Raw genomic sequence first — 22,242 nt, 5'->3', positions numbered from 1 at the left:
TTGATATAAACGGTATTTTTCTCAACAAAGGATGGGCGCATAGTGTGGCCATCGTTACTGACTTGAGAGGACTCACCGCATGAATGCCACTACCCAACACACCGCCATCCCTGAAATCGGCCTGGGCACCTTCCGTCTGCAGGGCCAGGTCGTCATCGATTCCGTCACCACGGGTCTGGACGTGGGTTACCGCCATATCGACACGGCGCAAATCTACGGCAATGAAGCCGAGGTGGGCCAGGCGATCGCCGCCAGCCCTGTCCCGCGCGATGCACTGTTCGTCACCACCAAGATCTGGATCGAGAACCTGCAGCGCGACAAACTGATTCCCAGCCTGAAAGACAGCCTCCACAAGCTGCGGCTGGAACAACTGGACCTGACCCTGATCCACTGGCCGTCGCCGCAGGACGCCATTCCCGTCGCCGAATACATGGCGGCGCTGGCGGAGGCCAAGGCGCAGGGGCTGACCAGGGCCATCGGCGTGTCGAATTTCACCAACGCGCAGCTGCAGCAAGCGATCGATACGGTGGGCGCGTCGGAAATTGCCACGCAGCAAATCGAGATCCATCCGTTCCTGCAGAACCGCACCGTCATCGATTTCGCGCGCAGCCAGGGCATCCATATCACGGCCTACATGCCGCTCGCGTATGGCAAGGTGGTTGCCGATCCTGTCATCGCCGCCATCGCCGCGAAGCACGGCGCGACGCCCGCGCAAGTGGCGCTTAGCTGGTCGCTGCAGCAGGGCTTTGCCGTGATCCCCTCGTCGACCAAACGCGCCAACCTGGAAGCGAACCTGCATTTCCAGCGCATCATCCTGTCGCCGGACGAGATGGCGCAGATGGCCACGCTCGAGCGGGGCGAGCGCCTGGCCAACCCGGACGGCCTGGCGCCGCAGTGGGACTGATATGGGCGCCATGACCAAGCTTGGACAGGGCGGCTTCAGCATCGGCCTGGAACTGCCGCTCGATAATGACTGGACGTCCACGGGGCGCCAGGCGAATGCGGCGTCCGTCCGCGTGCCGGGCGAACCGGATCTGCGCCAGCATGCGGAACTGGCAAAACTGGCCGACCGCCTGGGCTTCCGGGCGCTGTGGCTGCGCGACGTACCTTTATATGACCCGTCGTTCGGCGACGCAGCCCAGGTCTTCGAGGTATTTACCTACCTGGGCTACCTGGCTGGCATCACGGAGAACATCTTGCTGGGTACGGCCGCTGTGGTGCTGCCACTGCGCGAGCCCGTCTTGACCCTGAAGGCGGCGGCCAGCGTGGACCAGTTGAGCGGCGGGCGTTTGCTGCTGGGCGTGGCCAGCGGCGACCGGCCCATCGAGTATCCCGTGTTCGGCCGCGACTTCGAGCAGCGCGGCGCCGCCTTCCGCGAGCAGGTGGCCATGCTGCGCGACTGGGGCGAGACGCGCCTGCCGTCCGGCATCCGCTTGCTGCCCAAGCCGGCCGCGCCCCTGCCGCTGCTGGTGGCGGGGCTGGCGCAGCAGTCGCCCGCGTGGATCGGCGCGCAGATGGATGGCTGGCTCGCCTATCCGGGCACGCCGGACGACCATGCGCGGCGTGCGGCGCAATGGCGCGCCGTCGCCGGGGAAGATAAACCCTACGTCAGCTTCATCCACCTGGACCTGGACGACGACCCGAGCGTGCCGCTGCAGCGCTTCCGCTTTGGCGCACGCACGGGGCGCGACGGCCTGATCGCCGAGCTGGCGGCCATGCGCGACGCCGGCGTGCAGCACATCGGCCTGCAGCTGCGGCAGAACCGCCGCCCGCTGGCCGAGACCCTGCAGGAGATCGCGGACCACGTGCTGCCCGTGTTTCATGGCGCCGCTTGATCTGGGGCATGCGTCCTGTACTTCCGGACTATCTGAAACAGGTGGGGCAAACGCTATAATGGCCCCATGAACAGTCCCTCTTCCCCCACCATGCGGCGCTTCATGCATAGCCACAGCGACGTTTGCATCGTCGGCAATGGCGCCATCGCGAAAACCACGGCGCTGGCGTTTGCCCAGGCAGGACAAAGCGTCACCCTGTTATCCCCGGTGAGTCCGCCCGCATCCGCTGGCAAGCCGGTCGAGCCCAGCTGGGATGTGCGCGTGTACGCGCTCAATCACACGGCGCACCAGCTGCTGTCGTCGCTGAAGGTATGGGGCGCCCTGGAAGCCGACAGGGTAGCGCCCGTCGACGCCATGCTGGTCAACGGCGATGGCGCGCAGGCGGGCGGGCTTGGTTTCGACGCCTATGGCGCCCATGTGGGCACCCTGGCGTGGATCGTCGAAGACCGCAACCTGGGCCAGGCGCTGGACGCCGCCCTGAAATTCGCGCCGAACGTCAATGTGGTGCAGGGCCGCGCCAGCCGCCTGGAATGGACGAACGACTCGGCCATCGTGCATCTCGATGGCGGCGACACCATCACTTGCGCATTGGTAGTGGGCGCGGACGGCGCCCAGTCGTGGGTGCGGGGCCAGTGCGACATCGGCCTCGATTACCGCTCGTACGGCCAGCGGGGCGTGGTCAGCAACTTCGCCTGCGAAAAGCCGCACCATGGTGCTGCCCACCAGTGGTTCACGGGTAGCGAAGGCATCGTCGCGCTGCTGCCGCTGCCTGGCGAGCGCGTTTCGCTGGTCTGGTCGGCACCCGATGCGCTGGCCGATACCTTGATGGCCGAACCGGCCGACGCCCTGGCCGCGCGCCTGGCCGCCTACTGCCACGACAAGCTGGGCAAGCTGACGCCATTGCAGCCGGAGCTGGTGCGCGCGTTTCCGCTGACCCTGATGCGCCCGCACGCCATGGTGGCGCCGCGCGTGGCCCTGGTGGGCGACGCCGCCCACGTGGTGCACCCGATGGCGGGACACGGCATGAACCTGGGTTTTGCCGACGTGGCGCAGCTGGTCAAGACCATCGCCGAGCGCGAGGCGCACCGCGGCATCGGCGACGAGCGCGTGCTGGCCCGCTATGCGCGCGCGCGCAAGGAAGACGTGCTGCTGATGCAGCTGGCCACCGATGGCCTGGCGCGTTTGTTCGGCGCCGATCTGGAGCCGTTGCGCGTGGTTCGCAATTTGGGATTAAACTTGCTGGATAAATTACCGGCCCTGAAGCGGAAAATGATTTCGCACGCACTGGGAAATCAGTAGATATCAGTGAATCTTAAGATATCGCCGGATAATGGCAGCAGTGAAAATTCAAGGTCGCCGCAGCTGGTCTGCGGCGATCGTTTTGTCAAATAGGTAACGGCGCCGGGCCAGATGCCAGTTCCGCCAGGCGTTTCAAGTGGAGAAGTGATAGTGATAAAAATGAGCAGAGTCGCATTGGTACTGGCCTCGGGCCTGATGATGTCGTGCGCCGGCGCGGAAACGCCGACGGAAGCGGGCATCAAGAAGCTGATCGAGCCGCGCCTGGGCGAAGGCGCCAAGGTCGATTCGGTCAAGGAAACCCCGTACGGCGGCCTGTACGAAGTGCGCACGGGTGGCGACATCCTGTACACGGACAAAACCGCGCAATACCTGTTCGTCGGCCACGTCTTCGACGCCAAGACGTCGCAGGACCTGACCAAGGTGCGCCTGGACGAAGTCAATCGCATCAAGTTCTCCGACCTGCCGCTCGATTCGGCCATGAAATCCGTCAAGGGCAATGGCAAGCGCGTGATCGCCGTGTTCGAAGATCCGAACTGCGGCTACTGCAAGCGTTTCCGCCAGAACGCGCTGAAGGAAATCGACAACGTCACCGTCTACACCTTCATGTACAACATCCTGTCGCCGGACTCCATCGTCAAGTCGCGCAACGTGTGGTGCGCGCCGGACCGCAACAAGGCCTGGGACGACTGGATGTTGAACGGCAAGGCGCCGGCTACGGTGGCCGCCAATTGCGCCAACCCGCATGAAAAAATTCTGGCCCTGGGCCAGCAGCTGCGCGTGTCGGGCACGCCAGCCATCTTCTTTGCCGACGGCAGCCGCATTCCGGGCGCAGTCGATGCGAAGACGCTGGAACAGAAATTCTCGACCATTAAGTAATCCGGGCTGTCGCCAGGAAGGCTGGACGGCGCGCCCTCGCAAGGCGCGCTTTTTTTTGCACTTTTTTCCGCTGTCGTATCATCAAGTGTTGTTTGTAGACGCCATAACAATTCCAAAAAGGAGAAGCAGCAGATGATTACCCTGAATATCAACGGACGCGACACGCAGGTCGATGCCGATCCTTCCACGCCCATCCTGTGGGCGCTGCGCGATAACCTGAACATGACGGGCACCAAATTCGGCTGCGGCATGGCCCTGTGCGGCGCCTGCACGGTGCACCTCGACGGCCAGGCCATCCGCTCGTGCATCACGCCGATTTCCTCCGTCGGCGCGCAAAAGATCACCACCATCGAAGCGATGGAAAACGACCAGGTGGGCAAGGCCGTGCAGGCGGCGTGGGTACAGCACGACGTGCCGCAATGCGGCTACTGTCAAAGCGGCCAGGTGATGAGCGCCACGGCGCTGCTGCGCACCAACAAGGCGCCCAGCGATGCCGACATCGACGGCGCCATGAGCGGCAATATCTGCCGCTGCGGCACCTATCAACGGATCCGCGCCGCCATCAAGGACGCGGCCAAGACCCTGGCCTGAGGAGAGCGACATGCGTATCGAATGGTTGAATCAGGAAGCATTGCAGCATGGCGGGGTGACCCTGGGCGCGGCGCTGGCATCGGCTTCGCCGGGCGTGGCCGATGGCGTCTCGCGGCGCGGTTTCATGAAGGCGGGCGCGGTGGCCGGTGGCGGCCTGATGCTGGGCTTTTTTCTGCCGGGCGCAGGCAAGCTGGCCATGGCCGCCGATAGCGCCCCCGCCAAGCCCGTGTATGCGCCAAACGCCTTCTTGCACATCGCCCCCGATAACACGGTGACGGTGCAGGTGAACCGGCTGGAATTCGGCCAGGGCGTGCAAACGAGCTTGCCCATGCTGATCGCCGAGGAGCTCGACGCCGACTGGAGCATGGTGCACGGCGCGCTGGCGCCGGCCGGCGAACAGTACAAGGATGCTGCCTACGGCATGCAGATGACGGGCGGTTCGGGCAGCATCGCCCATTCGTTTACGCAGTACCGCGAAATCGGCGCCAAGGCGCGCGCCATGCTGGTGGGCGCCGCCGCCGCGCAGTGGAAAGTCAGTCCCGAGCAGGTGCGCGCCGCCAAGGGCGTGCTGTATGGCCCCGGCGGACAAAAGGCGACGTATGGCGAGTTTGCCGATGCGGCCATGCGCCAGCCGGTGCCCGCCACCGTCAAGCTGAAAGACCCGCGCGACTTTGCCCTCATCGGCAAGCCCGTGAAACGCCTGGATGCGGCAGCCAAGTCCACGGGAAAACAGCAGTTCGGCATCGACTTCAAGCCGCCTGGCGCGAAAGTGGCCATGGTGGCGCGCCCGCCCGTGTTTGGCGCGAAGGTGGCGAAGTTCGACGCCAGCAAGGCGAAAGCCATCAAGGGCGTACTGGAGGTGCTGGAAGTCAAGACCGACCGTGGCGGCAGCGGCGTGGCCGTCATCGCCGACGGCTACTGGCCCGCGAAGCAGGGACGCGACGCGCTGGTGATCGAGTGGGACAGCAGCGCCGTGGAAAAGGTCAGCAGCGACAAGCAGCTGGCCGCCTTCAAGGCGCTGGCCAAAACGCCGGGCACGGTGGCGCGCGCATTCGATGTCTCGGCATTGTCCCGGGCGCCGAAGAAAATCGAAGCCGTCTACGAATTTCCTTACCTGGCGCACGCGCCGATGGAGCCGCTCAACTGCGTGGTCGACCTGCAGGCCGACAAATGCACGATGTGGGTCGGTTCGCAATTCCAGACGGGCGACCAGGCGGCCATCGCTGCCACATCCGGCCTGAAACCCGAGCAGGTGACCCTGCACACGATGATGGCGGGCGGCGGCTTCGGCCGGCGCGCCGTGCCATCGTCCGACTACGTGGTCGAAGCCGTCAACGTCGCCAAGGCCTGGCGGGCGGCGGGCAAGAGCGGACCATTAAAACTGATGTGGAGCCGCGAGGACGACATCAAGGGCGGCTACTACCGGCCGTCGCATGTGCACCGCGCGCAGATCGGCCTGGACGCCAAAGGGAAGATCCTCGCCTGGGACCATACCATCGTGGGCCAGTCCATCATGGCCGGCACGCCGTTCGAAGCCTTCATGGTGAAAAATGGCGTCGACGGCACCATGGTCGAAGGCATGGGCGAACCGTATACCTTGCCGATGAAGCTGTCCGTGCACACGGCCAAGGCGAACGTGCCCGTGCTGTGGTGGCGTTCCGTCGGCTCGACGCATACGGCCTTTGTCATGGAAACCCTGATCGACGAAGCGGCGCACGTGGCCAAGATGGACCCCGTCGCCTACCGCAAGCAGCTGATCGACGCCAAGCACACGCGCCACATCGCCGCGCTGGACCTGGCCGTGGCCAAGTCCGGCTATGGCAAGAAGAAGCTGCCGAAAGGGCAGGCCTGGGGCGTGGCCATGCATGAATCGTTCAATTCCGTGGTCGCCTACGTGGTGACGGCTTCGGTGGTGCAAGGCGCGCCCAAGCTGCACCAGGTGTGGGCGGGCGTGCATTGCAACCTGGCCGTCAATCCGCTGACGATCGAGGCGCAAGTGCAGGGCGCCGCGCTGATGGCGCTGGGCATGACGATTCCCGGCGCCGCCATCACGCTCAAGGATGGCGTGGTGGAGCAGCAGAACTTCGGCGACTACCCCGTGCCGCGCATGCCCGACATGCCGGTGATCGAGGTGCACCTGGTGCCTTCGGGGGATGCGCCGACGGGCATGGGCGAACCGGGCGTGCCGCCATTGGCGCCCGCGTTTGCCAACGCGCTGTTCGCGCTGACGGGCAAGCGCCTGCGCAAGCTGCCGTTCGACCTGGCGGCCGCATGACGGCAGTGGTCTTTTGAGCACGGTCGGCATCTTGCTGGCAGCTGGGAGGGGGCGCAGGTTCGATCCTTCCGGCGTGCAGAACAAATTATTGCAGCCGTTGACGGAAGGCCCGCACGCGGGCTTGTCGGTGGTAGTGGCAGCCGCCACGAACATGCTGGCCGCCTTGCCGCGCGTGCTGGCCGTGGTGCGTGCCGACGACACGCAGGTGGCGCGCGTGCTCGGCGCGCTGGGCTGCGAAGTGCGCGTCTGCCATGATGCCGACACGGGCATGGCAGCCTCGCTCACCTGCGCCATCGATTACGTGCGCGGCGCGCCGGGCTGGCTGATCGCGCTGGGCGACATGCCTTGGGTGGAAGCGGCTACAATCGCCGCCTTGTCGCAAGCCATCGGCGATGGCGCGCGCATCGCCGTGCCCGTGTTCCAGGGCCGGCGCGGCAATCCGGTCGCGTTCAGTGCATTTCACTTGCCGCTGCTGCTGGCGCTCGATGGCGACCAGGGCGCGCGCAGCATCGTCAACAGCCATGCCGTATGCGACGTGACAGTGGACGACAGCGGCATCTTGCGCGATATTGATACATCTGACGATTTGTAAGGCGGGGCAGTGGCGCTCCCGGGAAGACAGGCCAGACACGAGGAAAACATGAAGAAAGCACCGACTAAGAAAATCATCGCCAAGGCGAGCGGCAAAGCCACAAGCAAAGCCGCGGCGAAAACCGCAGTGAAAACCACACCGGCCGCCGGCATCATCTACAGCATCGCCGCCGCGGACCTAGCGGGCCACATGTTCAAGGTCACCTTGACGGTCAAGGCGCCGGCCGCCATCGGCCAGGTCTTGTCCTTGCCGGCCTGGATCCCGGGCAGCTACATGATCCGCGAATTTTCGCGCAATATCGTCAGCATCCGCGCCGAGTCCCAGGGCAAGGCCGTGGCGCTGACCAAGCTGGACAAGCATTCGTGGCAAGCCGCCCCGTGCACGGGCGCCTTGACGGTCGAATACGACGTCTACGCCTGGGATTTGTCCGTGCGCGCCGCGCACCTGGACCAGAATCACGGCTTCTTCAACGGCACCAGCGTGTTCCTGCGCGTGCTGGGCCAGGAATCCGATGCGCACGAAGTGCACATCGTGCAGCCGAAGGATACGGCCTGCAAGACCTGGAGAGTCGCCACCACCCTGCCGGAACTGAAAGCGAAGCGCTATGGCTTCGGCAGCTACCAGGCGGCCAATTACGATGAGCTGATCGACCACCCGGTGGAAATGGGCGACTTCGCGCTGGCCACTTTCACTGCGCATGGCGTGCCGCACGATATCGTCGTCACGGGCAAGGTGCCGAACCTGGACCTGGACCGCTTGTGCCGCGACCTGAAGGCCATCTGCGAAACGCAGATCGCCTTCTTCGAACCGAAGACAAAAAAAGCGCCGATGGACCGCTATGTATTCATGACCATGGCCGTCGGCGACGGTTATGGCGGCCTGGAACACCGCGCCTCGACGGCCCTGATCTGCGCGCGCGCCGACCTGCCGACGACGGCGTCGACCAGCACGGAAATCGGCGACGGCTACCTGAAATTCCTGGGCCTGTGCAGTCACGAGTACTTCCATACCTGGAACGTCAAGCGCATCAAGCCGGCCGCGTTCGCGCCGTACAACCTGCAGGCGGAAAGCTACTCGCCGCTGCTGTGGCTGTTCGAGGGCTTCACCAGCTATTACGACGACCTGATGCTGGTGCGCGCGGGCCTGATCGACGAGGATGCCTACTTCAAGCTGCTGGGCAAGACCGTCAACAGCGTCTTGCGCGGCAGCGGCCGCACCAAGCAGAGCGTGGCCGATTCCAGCTTCGACGCCTGGGGCAAGTACTACCGCCAGGATGAAAACGCGCCGAATGCCATCGTCAGCTACTACACCAAGGGTTCGCTGATCGCGCTGGCCTTCGACCTGACCCTGCGCACGAAGACGAATGGCGAGAAATCGCTGGACGATGTGATGCAGGCGCTGTGGCAGCGCTATGGCCGCGATTTCTACAAGGGCAAAGCGCGCGGCGTGACGCCGGCCGAAGTCGAAGCCCTGTTCGACGAGATTTCCGGCACGCGCATGAAGCCTTTCTTCGAGCGCTACATCCGCGGCACGGACGACGTGCCGCTGGCGCGCCTGCTGGCACCGTTCGGCGTGAAATACAGCGATGCCCGCAAGGGGCAAAAAGCCAGCCTGGACGTCAACCTGGGCCGCGACGGCAACGATGCCAAGCTGGCGCAGGTGCACCAGGGCGGCGCGGCGCACCTGGCCGGCCTGTCGGCGGGCGACGTGCTGGTGGCCATCGATGGCTTGCGCGTGACGGGCAACCCGGCCAACCTGGACACCTTGCTGGGCCGTTATGCGGTGGGCGCCAAGGTGGCGGTGCACGCATTCCGCCGCGATGAGCTGATGACGTTCGCGGCCGTATTGCAGGGCGACCGCGTGCCCGGCGTCAGCCTGAGCTTGCTGCCGGCACCAAAGAAAGCCACGGGGCCGAAGCGTCCGAGTGCCGCATGATGCTGCTGCTCATGCGTTAAGACCAGGAACCGGCCGTCACTGGCCGGTTTTTTATTGGGCGGCGCAATTTCTCAAATGCAACTAAGCGGCGGGTACTGGCGCGGTGCCATCATATTTACCGCAAATGAACTAATTTTTCTTTAACTAAACTAAAATTGCCGAACTGCTTCTTTTAGATAGCGCCCGACGTGCAAACACTCGATCCTCGAACGATTATGCTGATGACGACCCTGATGTGCGGGGCGATGAGCATCGTCATGTTCTCGGTCTATCGCAGTTTCCGGCGCGAGGTGCATGGCCTGGGGCATTGGGCGGCCGGTTTGCTGTTGCTGGTGTGCGCGTCGCTGCTGTTCGGTACCCGCGAGGTGCTGCCACCGGCATTGTCCATGCTGGCGGCCAATGCGGTGCTGGTGGCCGGCATCGGCCTGTCGATGCTGGGCACGGAGAAATTCTATGGCCTGGCGCCCAGCCGCCGCGCCTATCTGCTGATACTTTCCCTGGCCATCGCCGGCAGCGGCTGGTGGCTGCTGGTGCGTCCCGATTTCTCGATGCGCGTGACGGTCTTTTCCCTGCTGGTCTTCCTGTTTTATGCGCGCCAGGTGCAGCTGGTGTGGCGCTACGGCGAACGTCATTTTTCCAGCTTTTTCTTTGGCGCGCTGATGCTGCTGCAAGCTGTCGTGGTGCTGGCGCGTGGCGTGTCTGCCTTGCTGCATGGCGGCGCCAGCGTGGACCTGACGGTGGCCGGCACGCCGGCCGGCATCTATCTGGCAGTCGCCAATTTCATGGCGCTGCTGCTGACGGTGGGCTTCATGACGGTGGCGACGCGGCGCCTGCAGCAGATACTGGAGCGCCGCTCGACCCACGATCCCTTGACGCAGGTGCTGAACCGGCGCGGCTTCGGCGACGCGTATGCGCGCGAGATAGACAATCTGCGCCGCCACCGCTTGCCGCTGACACTGCTCAGCATCGACCTCGATTACTTCAAATTGATCAATGACCGCCACGGTCACGCGGTGGGCGACCAGGTGCTGGCGCATGTGGCCACCGTCATTGGCGGCGCCCTGCGCGAATCGGACTGCGTGGCGCGTTTCGGCGGCGAGGAGTTCGTCGTGCTGATGCCGGACATGCCGCCACAGAATGCGCTGGGCGTGGCCGAACGCATCCGCGCCTTGCTGCACGAACCCAATCAGGCGGGCTTGCCGGCGTGTACGGTCAGCATCGGCGTGGCTTGCCAGGCATCGGTGATGGAGGGGCTGGAAGAATTGCTGTCGCGCGCCGATGCGGCCCTGTACCTGGCCAAGGAGCGAGGCCGCGACCGCATCGAATTCGATGCCGCCGCGTTTACTGTGGACCGGACAAGGTCCGCAGCTGGAATCGATACTGTTCGTTGAACAGGAAGGTTTCGGAAAAATCGAAAGTCCGGGCGCGGCTGTGCATCAGGTGTGCGGCCGGCGGAAAGAGGGTGGGCACGCGCCGCACGGCGGCCAGCGCCGCGGCCGATGCTTCGCTGTCGCGTGAACGGTGCACATGCACGCTTTTCAGCTCGCCGTCGGGCCCCACGCTCAGGTCGAGCACGACGATGGCCGGCAGCATGGGCGGCAGGCGCCCGCTGAACGTGTAGGCGCCGTTGGCCGCCATGATCTGCTGCGCCACCAGCGCCTTGTAGGCATCGATGCTGGCGGCCAGCTGTATCGCCGCCTGCGTGCGCGGGGGCGCTTGCGCCGCGGGCGGAGGCGCATGCTGGCAAGCCGACAGCAGGACGGTGGCAGCAAGGACGGTGATCGCGTGTCTCATGGCTGCCAGCCTACCACGGTTTAGCTGAACAGGCGTTCCAGTTCCACGCCGGGGTCCGGCGCACGCATGAACGCTTCGCCCACGAGGAAGCTGTGGATGTGCGCGTCGCGCATGCGTTGCACGTCGGCCGTGCTGTGGATGCCCGATTCCGTGATGATCAATTTGTCTTGCGGGATGCGCGGCAAGAGATTGATGGTGGTGTCGAGCGAGGTCTCGAAGGTGCGCAGGTTGCGGTTGTTGATGCCGATCAGCGCGCTCTTGAGCTTGAGTGCCGCCGTCAGCTCTTCGCCATCGTGGCTTTCGATCAGCACGCCCATGCCCAGTTCGTGGGCGCACGCTTCCATCTCCGCCATCAGGCCATGGTCGAGCGCCGCGACGATCAGCAGGATGCAGTCGGCGCCCATGGCCCGCGCTTCGTAGATCTGGTACATGTCGACCATGAAGTCCTTGCGCAGCACGGGAATGGCGCAGGCGGCACGCGCCTGCTGCAGGTATGCCACGGAACCCTGGAAGAATTGCTCGTCCGTCAGCACGGATAGGCAGGCCGCGCCATGCGCCGCATAGCTGGCGGCGATGTCGGCAGGGCGGAAGTCGGCGCGGATCACGCCTTTCGACGGCGACGCCTTTTTGACTTCGGCGATGATGCCGGGTTTGCCGGCGGCGATGTGCTGGCGCAGGCTCGCTTCGAAACCGCGCAGGCCGTCGCGCAGGGCGCCGTCGCTTTCCACGTCGCCGCGCAGGCTGGCCAGGCTGCGGCGGGCCTTGGCCTTGGCCACTTCATCGGCCTTCACGGCCAGGATTTTATCGAGTATGTCGGACATGATGGTCGCTATTCTATAAAGGAGGGCGGGGAGCTCACGCTTGCGCCGGGGTACCCAGCTGTTGCGTCACCTGCACGAATTGGTCGAGTTTCGCCAGCGCGGCGCCCGAGCTGACGGCCGTGCGCGCGCGCGCCAGGCCATCTTCGATCGAGCTGGCCACGCCGGCCGCATACAGCGCCGTGCCCGCGTTCAGGGCAACGATGTCGCTGGCCGCGCCCGGTTCGCCGCGCAGCGCTTCCATCATCTTGGCTTTCGATTCCACGGAATCGGCCACTTTCAGGTTGCGGCTGGCGATCATCTGCAAGCCGAAATCTTCCGGATGGATTTCATACTCGCGGATTTCGCCGTTGACCAGTTCACCGACCATGGTGGCCGCGCCCAGCGACACTTCATCCATATTGTCGCGGCCATACACGACGATCGCATGCTGCGCGCCCAGGCGCTGCAGCACGCGCACCTGGATGCCGACCAGGTCGGCGTGGAATACGCCCATCAGAATGTTCGGCGCGCCGGCGGGATTCGTCAGCGGGCCCAGGATATTGAAAATCGTGCGCACGCCCAGTTCGCGGCGCACGGGCGCCGCATGCTTCATGGCTGCGTGGTGGTTGGGGGCGTACATGAAGCCGATGCCCGTCTGCGCGATCGACTGGGCGATCTGTTCGGGCTGCAGATTGATGTTGACGCCCAGCGAGTCGAGCACGTCGGCGCTGCCGGACGAGGACGACACGCTGCGCCCGCCATGCTTGGCCACGCGCGCGCCGGCTGCGGCCGCCACGAACATGGAGGCGGTGGAAATATTGAATGTGTGCGCGCCGTCGCCGCCCGTGCCGACGATGTCGAGCAGGTTGGTGGTGTCGGCCATGGGCACCTTGGTGGAAAACTCGCGCATCACCTGCGCGGCGGCGGCGATTTCGCCGATGGTTTCCTTTTTCACGCGCAAGCCCATGGTCAGGGCGGCGATCATGGTGGGCGACATTTCGCCGGACATGATCTGGCGGAACAGGTACAGCATTTCGTCGTGAAAGATTTCGCGGTGTTCGATGCAGCGCAGCAGGGCTTCTTGTGGGGTGATCGGCATGATGCTTCCTTCTTCAATGATGGCGCAGGAGGACACTGACGGCACGCCGTGGCGTGCGCATGGAATCAGCGCTCGAGAAAGTTCTTCAGCAGGGCGTGGCCGTGCTCCGAGAGGATCGATTCGGGGTGGAACTGCACGCCCTCGATATCGTATTCCCGGTGTCGCACGCCCATGATTTCGCCGTCGTCCGTCCACGCTGTCACTTCCAGGCAGGAAGGCAGCGAGGCGCGTTCGATCGCCAGAGAGTGGTAGCGGATCACTGTGAAGGGGCTGGGCAAGCCTTTGAAAACGCCCACGCCCGTATGCGCGATGAGGGAAGTCTTGCCATGCATGACTTGCTTGGCGCGGATGACGTTGCCGCCAAACGCTTCGCCGATGGCCTGGTGGCCCAGGCACACGCCCAGTATCGGTTTCTTGCCGGCGAAGTGCTTGAGCACTTCCACCGAAATGCCCGCCTGCGCCGGCGCTTTCGGGCCGGGCGAAATGCAGATGCGGTCCGGGTTCAGCGCCTCGATCTGCGCGATCGTGATTTCATCGTTGCGGTAGACCCGCACGTCTTCGCCCAGTTCACCGAAATACTGCACGATGTTATAGGTGAAGGAGTCGTAGTTGTCGATCATCAGCAGCATCTTAGAATCCTCCATCCAGGCCATCTTGCACTTGTTCGGCGGCGCGCAGCACGGCGCGCGCCTTGTTTTCGGTTTCCTGCCATTCCATTTCGGGGATCGAGTCGGCGACGATGCCGGCCGCGGCCTGCACGTACAGCATGCCGTCCTTGACCACGCCCGTGCGGATGGCGATCGCCACATCCATTTCGCCGCCAAACGACAGGTAACCGCAGGCGCCGCCGTAGATGCCGCGCTTGGTGATTTCCAGTTCGTCGATCACTTCCATGGCGCGCACTTTCGGCGCGCCCGTCAGGGTGCCGGCGGGGAAGGTCGCGCGCAGCACGTCCAGGTTCGACAAGCCTTCCTTCAGGCTGCCTTCCACGTTCGAGACGATGTGCTGCACGTGCGAGTATTTCTCGATGACCATGCGGTCGGTGACTTGCACGCTGCCCGTTTCGGCGATGCGGCCGATGTCGTTGCGCGCCAGGTCGATCAGCATCACGTGTTCGGCGATCTCTTTCGGATCGGCCAGCAACTCGGCCGACAGCTCCGCGTCGCGCTCTGGCGTGGCGCCGCGCGGGCGGGTGCCGGCGATCGGACGCAAGGTGACTTTCTTGCCGCCGCCCGCCGTCGTTTCGTTGCGCACCAGGATTTCGGGCGAAGCGCCGATGATCTGCATGTCGCCGAAATTATAGAAGTACATATACGGCGATGGGTTGAGCGAGCGCAAAGCACGGTACAGTGTCAGCGGCGAATCGACGTAAGGTTTACGGATGCGCTGGCCGATCTGTACCTGCATCAGGTCGCCGGCCATCACGTATTCATGCGCCTTGGCAACCGCCTTCAGGTAGTCTTCCTTGGAAAAATCGCGGATGGTTTCCGTGCGCACGGAAGCGCTGGTGACGGGCGCATCGACGCCGCGGCGCAGCATCATGCGCAAGTCCTTCAGGCGCTGCTGCGATTTCGAAAACGACTCGGGCTGCGTAGTGTCGGCGTAGACAATCAGGTACAGCTTGCCGGACAGGTTGTCGATGACGGCCAGCTCTTCCGTCACCATCAGCTGGATGTCGGGCAGGTTCAGATCATCCTTCGGCGCGCCGCCGGCGAGTTTTTTCTCGATGTGGCGCACCGTGTCGTAGCCGAAGTAGCCGGCCAGGCCGCCGCAGAAGCGGGGCATGCCGGGGCGCAGGGCCACCTTGAAGCGCGACTGGTACTGCTCGATGAAGTCGAGCGGATTGCCTTCATGTTCTTCGATCACGGCGCCGTTCTTGACAATTTCCGTGCGTTTGCCATAGCTGCGCAGCACGGTCGTGGCGGGCAAGCCGATGAAGGAATAGCGGCCGAAACGCTCGCCGCCGACGACGGATTCGAGCAGGAAGGTGTTCTTGCCGCCTTGCTGGGTCTGCGCCAGTTTCAGGTACAGCGTGAGCGGGGTTTCCAGGTCGGCGAATGCTTCGGCGATCAGGGGGATGCGGTTGTAGCCTTGCTGGGCCAGCGATTTGAATTCGAGTTCGGTCATGTTTCTCTCCATGCCGTCAGGGTGCGTGTGCGCATAGTGCACAAACCCTGCGGTGGGTTATCAAAAAACTTGCCGGGGCATGCAACTTGCGCAAAATGCGCAAAGGACGCGTGTGCAACCGGCAGCAATCGTAACGGCTCGGCCCTTAAGCCTGCCAGGATTGCCAGCGTCGCCAAAGCCAGGCCTCAATCGAGCCGGTTTGGGTGACATTGTGTTTTTTGATGAGAAACGTGTTCACGATATGGTGGTGGGTTTGGTCAGTATGCCGGTTAGTTTTGCATGCTAATAAATTGGGCCGCTTCGAGCAGCGTATTTACTATACCATCGGAATCGGTATCGTGTATAGAGTGTCCGTGATTGTAGCCGTACGGTACCGTCAATACGGGGCAAGCCGCAGCCCGGGCCGCTTGCGCGTCATTCGAGGAGTCGCCGATGGCCACCACTTTGGCGGGCGCCAGGTCGAAGTCCGCACACACTTGCAGCAGCGGCATGGGATGCGGTTTTTTCTGCGGCAGCGAATCGCCGCCGTAGACGATCTCGAAATAGCCGTCCAGGTTTTTCTGTTTCAGCAGGGGCAGGGCGAAGGCGATCGGCTTGTTGGTGACGCAGGCCAGGCGCAGGCCTGCCGCCTTCATTGCCGCCAGGCCCGCTTCCACGTCCGGGTACAGGGTGCTGAACTGGCCGTTGATGGCCAGGTAGTGGCGCTGATAGGCGTCCATCGCCTGTTCGAAGCGCTGTTCCACGCCGGCTGTGTCGAAGTCGAGGGCCAGCACGGTGCGGATCAGGTTTTCCGAACCCTTGCCCACCATCAGCTTGATGGCCTCGGCGCTGATGGGCGCCAGGTCGAACTCGGCGCGCATGCCGTTGATGGCGACATGGAAATCGGGCACGGTGTCGAGCATCGTGCCATCGAGGTCGATGATGGCGGCGCGTACGCCGGCCAGCACGTGTTGCTTTACCGTGCCCGCCACCATCAGTTGCCCACCGTCTTGGCCAACTCGGCGCGCATGGCGTCGATGACGGCCTTGTAGTCCGGCTTGCCGAAGATGGCCGAGCCGGCGACGAAGGTGTCGGCGCCGGCAGCGGCGGCCGCGGCGATGTTGTCGATCTTGATGCCGCCGTCGACTTCCAGCATGATGTCACGGCCCGACTCGTCGATCATGCGGCGCGCTTCGGCGATTTTCTTCAGCGCTTGCGGAATGAAGGACTGGCCGCCAAAGCCCGGGTTGACCGACATGATCAGGATGATGTCGATCTTGTCCATCACGTGTTCCAGGTAGTGCAGCGGCGTGCCCGGGTTGAAAACCAGGCCCGATTTGCAGCCATTGTCGCGGATCAGCTGCAGCGAACGGTCGACGTGATCCGACGCTTCCGGGTGGAAGGTGATGATGTTCGCGCCAGCCTTGGCGAAATCCGGGATAATGCGATCGACAGGCTTGACCATCAGATGCACGTCGATGGGCACTTGCACGTGCGGACGGATCGCTTCGCACACCAGCGGGCCGATGGTCAGGTTCGGCACATAATGGTTATCCATCACGTCGAAGTGGATGATGTCGGCGCCGGCAGTGACGACGTTGCGCACTTCCTCGCCCAGGCGGGCAAAGTCGGCGGACAGGATGCTGGGAGCGATACGGAATGTTGTCATGGTGGCTAAAGGCTAAGAGTAGAAAATGCGAAGATGCGCTATTTTACGCTTGACGCCGTTACCATGCCTTATTGAAGCATAGTGAAACACCGAATACGCGGCGCGCGATGGCCCATGCGGCGCGCGCGACACACACGACTGGTAATGTCTGAATAGGAATGACGATGGCGACTTATGAATTTACGGTAACGGTCAAGACGCAATATCTGCCCGAGCAATCGGCACCGGACCAGGGGCGGCACGTGTTCAGCTACACGATCCGCGTCGTCAATACGGGCACGGCTGGCGCGCAGCTGATTTCGCGCCACTGGGTCATCACGGATGCGAACAACAAGGTGGAAGAGGTGCGCGGCCTTGGTGCCGTCGGCCACCAGCCGCTGCTGCAGCCGGGCGAACAGTTCGAATACACGAGCGGCACCATGCTGGGCACGCCGCAAGGTTCGATGCACGGCGAATACTTTTGCGTGGCCGAAGATGGCCATCAGTTCGAAGCGCCGATTCCCGAATTCGTGCTGTCGGTGCCGCGCACCCTGCATTGAGGAAGCGGGGGCCTTGCGCCCCCTATTTCAGTTTTTCGGCGCTGTCCTGTTCTTCGCTGAGCTGTTTGCGCGCCGGTGGCGCGGGCTTCTTGCCCGAATACATGGTCCACCAGACTATAAATGCCAGCAAGAAGAACGCCACCAGCGCTTCTATCATCAAGATCCACATACGCACCCCTATGTTATTTACCCGCAGCTTATTATTAAACCGTCGTTTATTGACACGCGGTAGTCTACTCGTTTCAGTCAGTGCCGTCGCGCTTGCTCTGTCTGCCTGTACCACGCCACCGGTAGCGCCCGGCACTGCCGGCGACAAGGCACCGGCAATTGCCCCGACCGTCGTCAAGCCCGTGCCAGCCAAGCCGGTCGATGCCAAGGAGGTCAAGGACGCCACGGATGCGGCCGCCCCCACCTTCGTACCCGCCAAGTTTGCCGCCTTGCCTGGCTGGGCCCGCGATGACATGCGCGCTGCCTGGCCCGCCTTCATGGCTTCGTGCGGCGTGCTGGTCAAGCGTCCTGACTGGAAAGAATCGTGCACCATCGCGCGCCAGGTGAATGCCGACAGCGACAAGGCCATCCGCCTGTTTTTCGAGACGTTCTTTGTGCCAAATCAAGTGGTGGCCGCCGATGGCGCCAATACTGGGTTGGTGACCGGGTATTACGAGCCATTGCTGCATGGCGCGCGCAAACGCGGCGGTCCATATCAGACGCCGCTGTACAAGGTGCCCGACGATCTCGTTTCCGTCGACCTGGCCGGCGTGTATCCGGAACTGAAGAACATGCGCTTGCGGGGCAAGCTGGTGGGCAAGAAGGTGGTGCCGTATGCCACGCGCGCCGACATCGAGCGCGCCACTTCCGTCACGGGCAAGGAGTTGCTATGGGTGGATGACGAAGTGGAGGCGTTCTTCCTGCAGGTGCAGGGTTCCGGGCGTGTGCAACTGACCGATACGCAGGAAACCGTGCGCGTGGCGTACGCGGACCAGAATGGTCACCCGTACAAGTCGATCGGCCGCTACCTGGTCGACAAGGGCGAACTGACCCTGAGCCAGGCGTCCGCGCAGGGCATCAAGGCGTGGATCGCCGGCCATCCCACGCGCAAGGATGAGTTGTTCAACGCCAATCCCAGCTATGTGTTCTTCAAGGAAGAGCGCTTGCCCGATCCCAAGGTGGGGCCGAAGGGGGCGCTGGGCGTGCCGTTGACGCCGCAGCGTTCGGTGGCCATCGATTCGCGCTTCGTGCCGCTGGGCGCGCCCGTGTTCCTGGCCACCACGCAAGCCAACAGCGATATCCCCATGCAGCGCCTGGTGATGGCGCAGGATACGGGCGGCGCCATTCGCGGGCCCATTCGGGTCGATTATTTCTTTGGTTTCGGTGCGGAAGCGGCGGAGAATGCGGGCCGCATGAAACAGAGCGGCGCCGTGTGGGTGTTGTTGCCGAAGCAGGCGCCGGCGCGCTAGACGATGCTGGCGCCGCCGGGGGCAAGGTCGGCGCTTGCTGAATCACGCCTGGCAAAACCGCAGCGCGCGGCAGTGGGTTGCGTCCTGCGACGCGCAGCAGCTTGGCTCAGGTGTTAGCGCAGGACCATCACTGGCAGATGGGTATGCGCCAGCACTTTTTGCGTTTCGCTGCCCACGAACAGCTTGTTCAAGCCCTTGCGGCCATGCGAGGCCATCAGGATGATGTCGCAATGGTAGGTTTGCGCCGCACTCACGATTTCCTCGTGCGGGCTGGGCGAGACGGCCACCACGCCTTCAAAGGGGACGCCGACGGCGCGCGCCGCTTCGCCGATCTTGTCGATGGCGCGCTGCGAGGCTTCCTGCATCTGTTGTTCGTACAAGCCGGCGTCGAGCACGATGCCGCCATCGGCCATCGGCGAGAACGGGAACGGCTGCACCACGCTGATGGCAACCAGCTTGGCCTTGTTTAATTGGGCGAAGGCGAGGGCGGTCTCGGCCGCTTTGTCGGACAACGGCGAGCCGTCGGTGGGAAATAAGATGGTGTTAAACATAGCGTGCTCCTCAAGTGATGTAAGACAGCTTATGGATTTACATCAATTAAAACCTTGATGTAAATCAAACCTCGCAAGCTTTGGCGTGAATAGTGTCGCCAAGGCAATCTTTCAGCAGTGTATGCCCGTTCATTGCTTCAGGTGCGCACGCTACGCAGCGGCGTGCCCCACACCATGGTCACCGTCAACAGGATGCTGCCGGCCGCGATGCAGGCCAGGCCATTGCGCACGCCAAAGTGTTCCGCGATCCAGCCGGCGGCCAGCGCGCCCAGCGGCGCCGTTGCCACCGTCAGGAAGCGCATGGTCGAAGTCATGCGGCCCAGCATGGGGTCCGGCGTGACTTTCTGGCGCAAGCCCAGGTAGGGAATAAAGAACAGCATCACGCCGCAATCGAAAAAGAACATCAGCACGGCATAGGCCACGGCGCTGGCGGCTGCGCTGCCGAACAGGGCGGCGGGGATGGTGGGCGTCAGGGCAAAGCACACGGAAGTCGACGCCAGCCCGATCAGGATGGTGCGGCCGGCGCCGTAGCGCTTCGTCAGCGGCTTGACGATGAAGGCGCTGAGCAGGACGCCGGCGCCACCGAGCATCTGCGTCATGCCCAGTACGCCGGGGCTCATGCCCAGGTCGCGCGTGGCAAACAGTACCGTCAAGGCCATGCTGGCGTAAAACAGGAAATGCCAGATACCGGCACCCCACGCCAGCGCGCGCAGCAGCGGTTCACGCCAGACAAACAGCAAGCCATCGGCGATGTCGCGCAGGGCGTGTTTGTCGGACGGCGCGGGTCGCGGGTCGCGCACGCTCATGGCGCGCAAATTGAAGACGGAAATCAGGTAACCGCAAGCCGTGCACAGGATGGCGACCGGTGCCGACAAGACTTGTACCAGCACGCCAGCCAGGCCGGGACCGATCAGGCGCGACGCCGATTCGGTGGCGGCAAATTTCGACTGTGCATCGATCAAGCCATCACGTCCCACCAGGAAAGTCAGAAAGACTTGCTCGGCGCCGCCGCCGACGACGAAGCCCGTGCCGATAATGAAGCCCACTATATATAACCAGGGCATGGACAGCACGCCGCACCAATAGGCCACGGCCACGCTGGCCAGGGCCAGGCCCGACATGCTTTCGCTGAACAGCATGATCGGGTGTTTGCTGCGCCGGTCCAGCAGCACGCCGACGGGCAAGCCGAACAGGGCGAACGGCAGCGCCTGAAGGGCGACCAGGACGCCCATCTGTTCCGGCGTCGCATGCAGCAACAGCACGGCGCACAGGGGCAGGGCCAGCGAGGTGATCTGGGCGCCGAAGCAATTGAGGCCGTTGCTGAACCACAAGCGGCGAAAATTGGCGCTGGCGGCGCTGCCGTCGCCGCGCAGGTAGCGGACGCAATGCTGGAAGAATGAAGAGAAAATATCTTGCTCGATATGAAAATGATCAGGCTCACAATAATAGCAGCGCACCTGCCGCGCTGCTGCCGTTAGCCGCTACAATCGTCGCTACCGTGTTCATCCAGAGGAGACTATATGCAATACGAAGACCTGATCATCGAAATCCAGGACAAAGTGGCGGTCATCCGCCTGAACCGCCCGAAGGCGCTCAACGCCTTGAACGACAACATGATGAATGAGCTGGGCGACGCTTTGCTGAAGTTCGACGCCGACGACAATATCGGCTGTATCGTGCTTACGGGCAGCGAAAAAGCGTTTGCCGCCGGCGCCGACATCGCCGCCATGGCCGACTACACTTACCCCGACACCTTTACCCAGGGCTACATCAGTCGCAACTGGGAACATATCTTGCGCGTGCGCAAACCCGTGGTGGGTGCCGTAGCTGGCTATGCGCTGGGCGGCGGCTGCGAACTGGCCATGATGTGCGATTTCCTGATCGCCGCCGACAGCGCCAAATTCGGCCAGCCGGAAATCAAGGTCGGCGTCACGCCGGGTGCGGGCGGTACGCAGCGCTTGCCGCGCGCCATCGGCAAGGCCAAGGCCATGGACCTGCTGCTGACGGCGCGCACCATCGACGCAGCGGAAGCGGAACGCATCGGCCTGGTGTCGCGCGTGGTGCCGGCCGACAAATTGCTGGAAGAAACCCTGGCTGCCGCCAAGACCATCGCCGCCATGCCGACTTCGGTGGCCATGATGATCAAGGATTGCGTCAACCGCGCGTTTGAAACGACCTTGACCGATGGCGTCGCCTACGAGCGCCGTTTGTTCCAGGCTGCCTTCGGTACGCCTGCGCAAAAAGAAGGCATGCACGCTTTCCTGGAAAAGCGCTTGCCAAACTTCGACGGTCTTTGATATGATTCGCCTCCCCGATGCAACGCAGTGGTTTTGGCGAAACAGAGGGAGCCGGATGCAGTAGCAAACGGCAAAAAAGAAGGTTGACGAAATGCTGCAAACGCTTCATACTCTTCCTTCTTCGCAGCTGACAAACACAACGCTTTGTCGATAACGCGAAAGCAGTAACCGAATACAGTTCTTTAACAATTAACAGTCGATAAGTGTGGGCATTTGATGTAAGTGCAGCGTCAATCTTCGGATTGGCGTAATACTTAAAATATATCAAATGTTCACAAGAAATAATGAAATAGGATACTTCGCAAGAAGTAGCCTGTCAGTTTTTTGAGTGAGCAAATCTTTTGCAATGCAAAAGATTTGGATGGTAGCGATACTGTCCGACCTGTCAGAAATGACATTAAACAGAGATTAAACTGAAGAGTTTGATCCTGGCTCAGATTGAACGCTGGCGGCATGCCTTACACATGCAAGTCGAACGGCAGCACGGAGCTTGCTCTGGTGGCGAGTGGCGAACGGGTGAGTAATAT

21 protein-coding genes, 1 rRNA gene and 1 pseudogene are annotated in these 22,242 nt (G+C 63.1%); 13 read left to right on the top strand and 10 right to left on the bottom strand.

All coding sequences use genetic code 11. From position 1 onward, the window contains the following. Positions 1–79 precede the first annotated feature (79 nt). The 9 genes from dkgB to GCN75_RS19920 all read left to right on the top strand — a co-directional run bounded on the left by dkgB (position 80) and on the right by GCN75_RS19920 (position 10,794). Complete coding sequence (dkgB, locus tag GCN75_RS19960; protein ID WP_152283968.1) at positions 80–904, top strand: 2,5-didehydrogluconate reductase DkgB; 825 nt, start codon at positions 80–82, stop codon at positions 902–904. A gap of 1 nt (position 905) precedes the next feature. Next, entirely contained in the window at positions 906–1,835 is a 930-nt protein-coding gene (locus GCN75_RS19955) for an LLM class oxidoreductase (protein ID WP_152283967.1), read from the top strand. Between the two features lie 66 nt (positions 1,836–1,901). Beyond that, the gene (locus GCN75_RS19950; RefSeq protein ID WP_193317576.1) at positions 1,902–3,134 is read left to right on the top strand and encodes an FAD-dependent monooxygenase; all 1,233 of its coding nucleotides are present in this window, start codon (positions 1,902–1,904) and stop codon (positions 3,132–3,134) included. Between the two features lie 159 nt (positions 3,135–3,293). Next, positions 3,294–4,010 (top strand): DsbC family protein, encoded by a 717-nt coding sequence (locus GCN75_RS19945; RefSeq protein WP_193317057.1) that lies wholly within the window; start codon positions 3,294–3,296, stop codon positions 4,008–4,010. 132 nt (positions 4,011–4,142) lie between these two features. Further along, positions 4,143–4,601 (top strand): (2Fe-2S)-binding protein, encoded by a 459-nt coding sequence (locus GCN75_RS19940; RefSeq protein WP_077399302.1) that lies wholly within the window; start codon positions 4,143–4,145, stop codon positions 4,599–4,601. A gap of 10 nt (positions 4,602–4,611) precedes the next feature. Further along, a complete protein-coding gene (locus GCN75_RS19935; protein WP_152283966.1) occupies positions 4,612–6,876 on the top strand; it encodes a xanthine dehydrogenase family protein molybdopterin-binding subunit in 2,265 nt (754 codons plus the stop codon). 13 nt (positions 6,877–6,889) lie between these two features. After that, the gene (locus GCN75_RS19930; RefSeq protein WP_152283965.1) at positions 6,890–7,468 is read left to right on the top strand and encodes a nucleotidyltransferase family protein; all 579 of its coding nucleotides are present in this window, start codon (positions 6,890–6,892) and stop codon (positions 7,466–7,468) included. A 48-nt stretch (positions 7,469–7,516) separates the two neighbouring features. After that, positions 7,517–9,403 (top strand): M61 family metallopeptidase, encoded by a 1,887-nt coding sequence (locus GCN75_RS19925; protein WP_226941480.1) that lies wholly within the window; start codon positions 7,517–7,519, stop codon positions 9,401–9,403. Between the two features lie 221 nt (positions 9,404–9,624). Then, positions 9,625–10,794: a GGDEF domain-containing protein gene (locus tag GCN75_RS19920; RefSeq protein WP_226941479.1), complete on the top strand. Its 1,170-nt coding sequence runs from the start codon at positions 9,625–9,627 to the stop codon at positions 10,792–10,794. Here GCN75_RS19920 and GCN75_RS19915 read toward each other — a convergent pair. From GCN75_RS19915 to rpe, 7 genes and pseudogenes are all read right to left on the bottom strand, one after another. Then, entirely contained in the window at positions 10,745–11,197 is a 453-nt protein-coding gene (locus GCN75_RS19915) for a hypothetical protein (RefSeq protein WP_152283962.1), read from the bottom strand. The genes GCN75_RS19920 and GCN75_RS19915 overlap by 50 nt on opposite strands. A gap of 20 nt (positions 11,198–11,217) precedes the next feature. Beyond that, positions 11,218–12,018 (bottom strand): indole-3-glycerol phosphate synthase TrpC, encoded by an 801-nt coding sequence (gene trpC / locus GCN75_RS19910; protein WP_152283961.1) that lies wholly within the window; start codon positions 12,016–12,018, stop codon positions 11,218–11,220. 34 nt (positions 12,019–12,052) lie between these two features. Then, positions 12,053–13,096 carry an anthranilate phosphoribosyltransferase gene (gene trpD / locus GCN75_RS19905; protein WP_152283960.1) on the bottom strand — a complete coding sequence of 348 codons (1,044 nt, stop codon included), beginning with the start codon at positions 13,094–13,096 and terminating at the stop codon, positions 12,053–12,055. Positions 13,097–13,161: 65 nt separating this feature from the next. Then, positions 13,162–13,725 (bottom strand): aminodeoxychorismate/anthranilate synthase component II, encoded by a 564-nt coding sequence (locus GCN75_RS19900; RefSeq protein WP_152283959.1) that lies wholly within the window; start codon positions 13,723–13,725, stop codon positions 13,162–13,164. 97 nt (positions 13,726–13,822) lie between these two features. Next, positions 13,823–15,223, bottom strand: a pseudogene (trpE, locus tag GCN75_RS19895) (anthranilate synthase component I); the annotation flags it as partial. A gap of 269 nt (positions 15,224–15,492) precedes the next feature. After that, a complete protein-coding gene (locus GCN75_RS19890; RefSeq protein WP_152283957.1) occupies positions 15,493–16,197 on the bottom strand; it encodes a phosphoglycolate phosphatase in 705 nt (234 codons plus the stop codon). After that, positions 16,197–16,871 (bottom strand): ribulose-phosphate 3-epimerase, encoded by a 675-nt coding sequence (rpe, locus tag GCN75_RS19885; RefSeq protein ID WP_077399332.1) that lies wholly within the window; start codon positions 16,869–16,871, stop codon positions 16,197–16,199. The genes GCN75_RS19890 and rpe overlap by 1 nt, the downstream gene beginning before the upstream one ends. A 164-nt stretch (positions 16,872–17,035) precedes the next feature. On the opposite strand from rpe, the gene apaG reads away from it, so the two are divergent. Beyond that, a complete protein-coding gene (gene apaG, locus GCN75_RS19880; RefSeq protein ID WP_034753698.1) occupies positions 17,036–17,410 on the top strand; it encodes a Co2+/Mg2+ efflux protein ApaG in 375 nt (124 codons plus the stop codon). 22 nt (positions 17,411–17,432) lie between these two features. Here the strand turns inward: apaG and GCN75_RS29255 are convergent, their stop codons facing one another. Continuing rightward, positions 17,433–17,579 (bottom strand): hypothetical protein, encoded by a 147-nt coding sequence (locus GCN75_RS29255; RefSeq protein WP_193317575.1) that lies wholly within the window; start codon positions 17,577–17,579, stop codon positions 17,433–17,435. Between the two features lie 181 nt (positions 17,580–17,760). Here GCN75_RS29255 and mltA point away from each other — a divergent pair, with 181 nt between their 5' ends. Next, positions 17,761–18,867, top strand: coding sequence for a murein transglycosylase A (mltA, locus tag GCN75_RS19875; protein ID WP_319633302.1), 1,107 nt, complete (start codon positions 17,761–17,763; stop codon positions 18,865–18,867). A gap of 113 nt (positions 18,868–18,980) precedes the next feature. Here the strand turns inward: mltA and GCN75_RS19870 are convergent, their stop codons facing one another. Further along, the gene (locus GCN75_RS19870) at positions 18,981–19,418 is read right to left on the bottom strand and encodes a universal stress protein (protein WP_152283956.1); all 438 of its coding nucleotides are present in this window, start codon (positions 19,416–19,418) and stop codon (positions 18,981–18,983) included. A gap of 137 nt (positions 19,419–19,555) precedes the next feature. Beyond that, a complete protein-coding gene (locus GCN75_RS19865; RefSeq protein ID WP_264372551.1) occupies positions 19,556–20,749 on the bottom strand; it encodes an MFS transporter in 1,194 nt (397 codons plus the stop codon). 189 nt (positions 20,750–20,938) lie between these two features. Here GCN75_RS19865 and GCN75_RS19860 point away from each other — a divergent pair, with 189 nt between their 5' ends. Next, complete coding sequence (locus GCN75_RS19860) at positions 20,939–21,715, top strand: enoyl-CoA hydratase (protein ID WP_152283955.1); 777 nt, start codon at positions 20,939–20,941, stop codon at positions 21,713–21,715. A gap of 410 nt (positions 21,716–22,125) precedes the next feature. After that, positions 22,126–22,242 (top strand): 16S ribosomal RNA (locus GCN75_RS19855); the annotation flags it as partial.

Source organism: Janthinobacterium violaceinigrum (assembly GCF_009208555.1).
GTDB classification, from domain to species: Bacteria; Pseudomonadota; Gammaproteobacteria; order Burkholderiales; family Burkholderiaceae_D; genus Janthinobacterium; species Janthinobacterium violaceinigrum.
This window is presented reverse-complemented; position numbering and strand designations above follow the sequence as displayed.

Bases quoted from the DNA above. Each gene is read 5' to 3' on its own strand.
- GCN75_RS19915 (WP_152283962.1), bottom strand. From the start codon at position 11,197: ATGAGACACGCGATCACCGTCCTTGCTGCCACCGTCCTGCTGTCGGCT.
- GCN75_RS19935 (WP_152283966.1), top strand. From the start codon at position 4,612: ATGCGTATCGAATGGTTGAATCAGGAAGCATTGCAGCATGGCGGGGTG.
- trpC (WP_152283961.1), bottom strand. From the start codon at position 12,018: ATGTCCGACATACTCGATAAAATCCTGGCCGTGAAGGCCGATGAAGTG.
- dkgB (WP_152283968.1), top strand. From the start codon at position 80: ATGAATGCCACTACCCAACACACCGCCATCCCTGAAATCGGCCTGGGC.
- rpe (WP_077399332.1), bottom strand. From the start codon at position 16,871: ATGACAACATTCCGTATCGCTCCCAGCATCCTGTCCGCCGACTTTGCC.
- GCN75_RS19860 (WP_152283955.1), top strand. From the start codon at position 20,939: ATGCAATACGAAGACCTGATCATCGAAATCCAGGACAAAGTGGCGGTC.
- GCN75_RS29255 (WP_193317575.1), bottom strand. From the start codon at position 17,579: ATGTGGATCTTGATGATAGAAGCGCTGGTGGCGTTCTTCTTGCTGGCA.
- GCN75_RS19900 (WP_152283959.1), bottom strand. From the start codon at position 13,725: ATGCTGCTGATGATCGACAACTACGACTCCTTCACCTATAACATCGTG.
- GCN75_RS19945 (WP_193317057.1), top strand. From the start codon at position 3,294: ATGAGCAGAGTCGCATTGGTACTGGCCTCGGGCCTGATGATGTCGTGC.
- GCN75_RS19950 (WP_193317576.1), top strand. From the start codon at position 1,902: ATGAACAGTCCCTCTTCCCCCACCATGCGGCGCTTCATGCATAGCCAC.
- apaG (WP_034753698.1), top strand. From the start codon at position 17,036: ATGGCGACTTATGAATTTACGGTAACGGTCAAGACGCAATATCTGCCC.
- GCN75_RS19870 (WP_152283956.1), bottom strand. From the start codon at position 19,418: ATGTTTAACACCATCTTATTTCCCACCGACGGCTCGCCGTTGTCCGAC.
- trpD (WP_152283960.1), bottom strand. From the start codon at position 13,096: ATGCCGATCACCCCACAAGAAGCCCTGCTGCGCTGCATCGAACACCGC.
- GCN75_RS19920 (WP_226941479.1), top strand. From the start codon at position 9,625: ATGACGACCCTGATGTGCGGGGCGATGAGCATCGTCATGTTCTCGGTC.
- GCN75_RS19925 (WP_226941480.1), top strand. From the start codon at position 7,517: ATGAAGAAAGCACCGACTAAGAAAATCATCGCCAAGGCGAGCGGCAAA.
- GCN75_RS19890 (WP_152283957.1), bottom strand. From the start codon at position 16,197: ATGGTGGCGGGCACGGTAAAGCAACACGTGCTGGCCGGCGTACGCGCC.
- GCN75_RS19940 (WP_077399302.1), top strand. From the start codon at position 4,143: ATGATTACCCTGAATATCAACGGACGCGACACGCAGGTCGATGCCGAT.
- GCN75_RS19955 (WP_152283967.1), top strand. From the start codon at position 906: ATGGGCGCCATGACCAAGCTTGGACAGGGCGGCTTCAGCATCGGCCTG.